Origin of the sequence: Chitinivorax sp. B (assembly GCF_005503445.1) — a bacterium.
GTDB lineage: Bacteria > Pseudomonadota > Gammaproteobacteria > Burkholderiales > SCOH01 > Chitinivorax.
This window is the reverse complement of sequence record NZ_SCOH01000108.1, coordinates 1-3,687: the sequence shown is the minus strand read 5'-3', so window position 1 is coordinate 3,687 and position 3,687 is coordinate 1. Positions and strand designations below refer to the sequence as shown.

1 pseudogene is annotated in these 3,687 nt (G+C 63.7%); it reads left to right on the top strand.

The window, feature by feature from the left end:
- Positions 1-3,687, top strand: a pseudogene (locus FFS57_RS24395) (hypothetical protein); the annotation flags it as partial.

The window sequence follows — 3,687 nt, the reverse complement described above, 5'->3', positions numbered from 1 at the left end:
GGCTGCAGTCGGCCAGCCGGCCGTGCATCGCTATGTCTATGACGCCCAGGGCCACCTGCGCTTCGACCTCAGTGCACAAGGCCGCGTCATCGAACACCGCTACAACGCCTTAGGGCAACGCCTGAGCAGCCTGCATTACCGGGCTGCCGGCTATGACCTGACCGCCCTGGCCGCCGAGACCGACCCGACCCTGACCCAACTGGAAAGCTGGGGAGCGGCACAGAATTTGCAAAGCCTGGAGCGGACCGACTACGCGTACGACTTCCGTGGCCAGTTATCCAGCGAAACCCGCTATGCGGCGACCGATGCTGCTGGCAATGGGGTGGTGGCCACCGCCAGCCGGACCCAGTATGTGTATGACGCCAGCGGCCGCTTGCTGAAACAGATCGACCCACGGAGCACCGACCTCTACAGCGACTTTGTGTACGACGGCCTGGGCCGCCTGACGCTGAGCCGCGACGCCAATGGCGCGTTGACCCGGACCCGCTATGATGATGCAGCGCATCAGATCCGCATCGAAACCGCCCATGGCCTGGTCACCACCCGTCACTACAACGCGCAAGGCGACCTGGTGCAGGTGGTGCAGGCCGATGCCAACGGCCAAGCCCTGGGTCATGAACGCCGTTATTACGACACGGCCGGGCAACTGCGGGTGGTGGAAGACGCCACCGGTCAACACCGCTGGTTCTTCTATGACGAAGCCGGCCGCAAGAACGGCGAAGTCGACAGCGCCGGCCAAGTGACCGCCTACTACTATGACCACGCCGGCCGCCTCAACCACCAGCTCACCTTTGCCAACCCCGCCGGTACCCCGGTCAGCGAATGGGTGGATGGCGACGGCAAACCGCTGCTGGTCGACATCACCCAGGTGGGCATGGCCTTCTCCGAATTCAGCGCGGCCGACCGTCACCAATGGTGGCTCTATGACCAGGCGGGACAACTGGTGCAGGAAATCGACAATGCCGGCCAAGTCACCGAACACCGCTATGACGGCGCGGGCCGCAAACTGGCCAGCATTCGCTATGCCCAAGCGATCGACACCAGCAGCCTGCGTCCGGTCCGCTCCAGCGACGACGAAGTGCGCCTGAATGAGGTCCCCTCGCCGGGTGCCACCCACCAGGACCGTATCCAGCGTTACGTCTACGACGCCGATGGCCTGCTGCTGGCCAGCTTCGATGCTGCCGGCTTTGCCACCCGCCACCACTATGACAGCGCAGGTCGCCTGCTCCAGACCACCCGTCATGCGCAACCGATTGCCACCAGCCTGCTGGCCCAAGATGGCCTGTGGCGTACCGGCAAACCGCTGAATGAACTGTTACCGGCCCCGCAGGCCGACGACCTGCAAGAATACCGCTACTACGATGGCCAGGGCCGATTGATCGCCCAATTGGATGCGGAACGCTACCTGACTGAATGGCGCTACGACCTGGCGGGCAACAAACTCAGCGAAACCCGTTATGCACACCGTGCCCAGGCCGGCCAGACCGAGCTGGCACAACTGCGTCCAACCGCCAGCAGTGACGACCGGCAGACCCGCTATCGTTATGATGGTGAAGACCGACTGATCGAGACCATCAATGCCGAAGGCACCGTCACCCGTTACCGCTATGACGCCGCCGGTAACCTGCTGGCCAAGGAAGTGGCAGCGGACAGCGACGACCGCCGTCAGCTCAGCCGCCGTTACGACGCCACCGGCCGCCTGCTGGCGGAACTGGACGGCGAAGGCAGCCAGCGGCTGCTGAGCGCCACCACCCCGGCCGAAATCGAACAGATCTGGACCCAGTACGCCACCCGTTACAGTTATGACCTGGCGGGCCGCCGCCTGAGTGAAACCGATGCCCACGGGCAGCGCACCCTGTACTACTACGATACCGCCGGTCGGCAAACCCATGTGATCAATGCCCGTGGCGAAGTCAGCGTCAACCGCTACAACACCCTGGGGCAACTGCAGGAAAGCCTGCAATACGCGCAACGCCTCAACCTGACCGGCCTCAACGGCGGGCTGGTGGAGGGCGAACTGAGCCGCCGCCTGAGCACCCTGGCCGACCCGCAACGCGACCGCCTGGTGCGTTACCGTTATACCAGCGCGGGCTTGTTGGCAGCCACCACCGATGCGCTGGGCTATGTCACCCAACACAGCTATGACGCCTTTGGCCAAGTGCTGTCCGTCACCCGTGACCTCGGTGACCAGCAGACCGTCAGCGAACGCTACGCCTATGATGCGCAAGGCCACCGGATCGCCAGTTACCAGGACCCGAGCGGCCTCAACCTGGTCAGCCAGGACCGCTTCGACGGCTTTGGCCGCCGCGTCAGCCACACCGATGCCAATGGCCACACCACCCACTACCAATACGACCGCTTGGGTCGCATCCTGGTCCAGACCGACCCGGTGGGTGGCAAGACCCGTTTCGAATACGACGCCTGGGACCGGGCAGTGCGGATCACCAATGCCCTGGACCAGGTCAGCAGCTATCGCTATGACCCCAGCCAGCGGCAACTGACCCAGACCCTGCCGGGCAATATCACCACCATCACCCGCAGCAACCGCCATGGTGACAGCCTGCGCATTCAGGATGGTAGTGGCCAATTCACCGAATTCCAGTACAACCGCAATGGCCAACTGACCCGGGTCAGCAACGCCCTGGGCCAGGCCAGCCACCAACAGTACGACCCGCTGGGGCAACTGACCCTGGACACCAACGCCGCCGGCCAGGCCATCCGCTATGCCTACGACAGCGTCGGCCGGGTATTGAGTAAGACCGTCGACCCAGATGGACTGAAGCTGACCACCCGTTACGATTACGACGCCTTTGGCCAGCGCATCACCGAAACCGATGCCGATGGCCGACAGCTGCAGACCGACTACGACCGCAAGGGCCAGATCTGGCGCATCATCAAAGACCCGGCCGGTATCCGCCAGGAAACCCGCTTCGAATGGGACGGCCGCGGCAAACAAGTCAAGATCATCCAGGGACAAGGCAGCCAGGCCAGCCAAGTGACCCAGCATCGTTACGATGCACTGGGTCGGCTACAGGCCACCATCATCGACCCGGCTGGGTTGAAACTGATCACCCAGTTCGAGTATGACGCGCAGTCCAACCTGACCCGCAAGATCGACGCCAGCGGTGCCACCACCCGCTATGTCTATGACGCCAACGACCGACTGGTGTTCACCCTCAACCCGCAAGGCGTGGTTGAGGAAACCCAGTACGACGCACTGGGCCGGGTCACCGGCAGCCGCATCTACGATGCCACCCCGGGCTTGGGTGAAATCGAACGTTTCCAGACCCAACAGATCCTGCACCACCCGGGCCTGCCGTTGAGCCTGCTGCAGGACAGCCGGTTCTACGATGCCGACTTCAACGGCGATGGCCGGCAGGATCTACTGGAAATCCGTCATGACGCCAATGGGGATGCGGTGGCCAAGCAATGGCTGGCGACCGGTGCCGGTTACAGCGAAGGATCGAGCGTGGTGTTGGGCCGCTGGCAAGCGGATGCGCAATACCTGATCGGCGACCTGGATGGGGATGGCAAGTCGGACCTGCTGAGCGTGGTCAAGCGTGACGACGGGCAGGCGATGGCCACGCTGTGGCAACAAGGCGCCGCTGGGCTGAGCAAAGGCAAGGAAATCGAGCTGGGCCGCTGGGTAGCGAGCACCCGCTATGTACTGGGCGATGCCAATGCCGA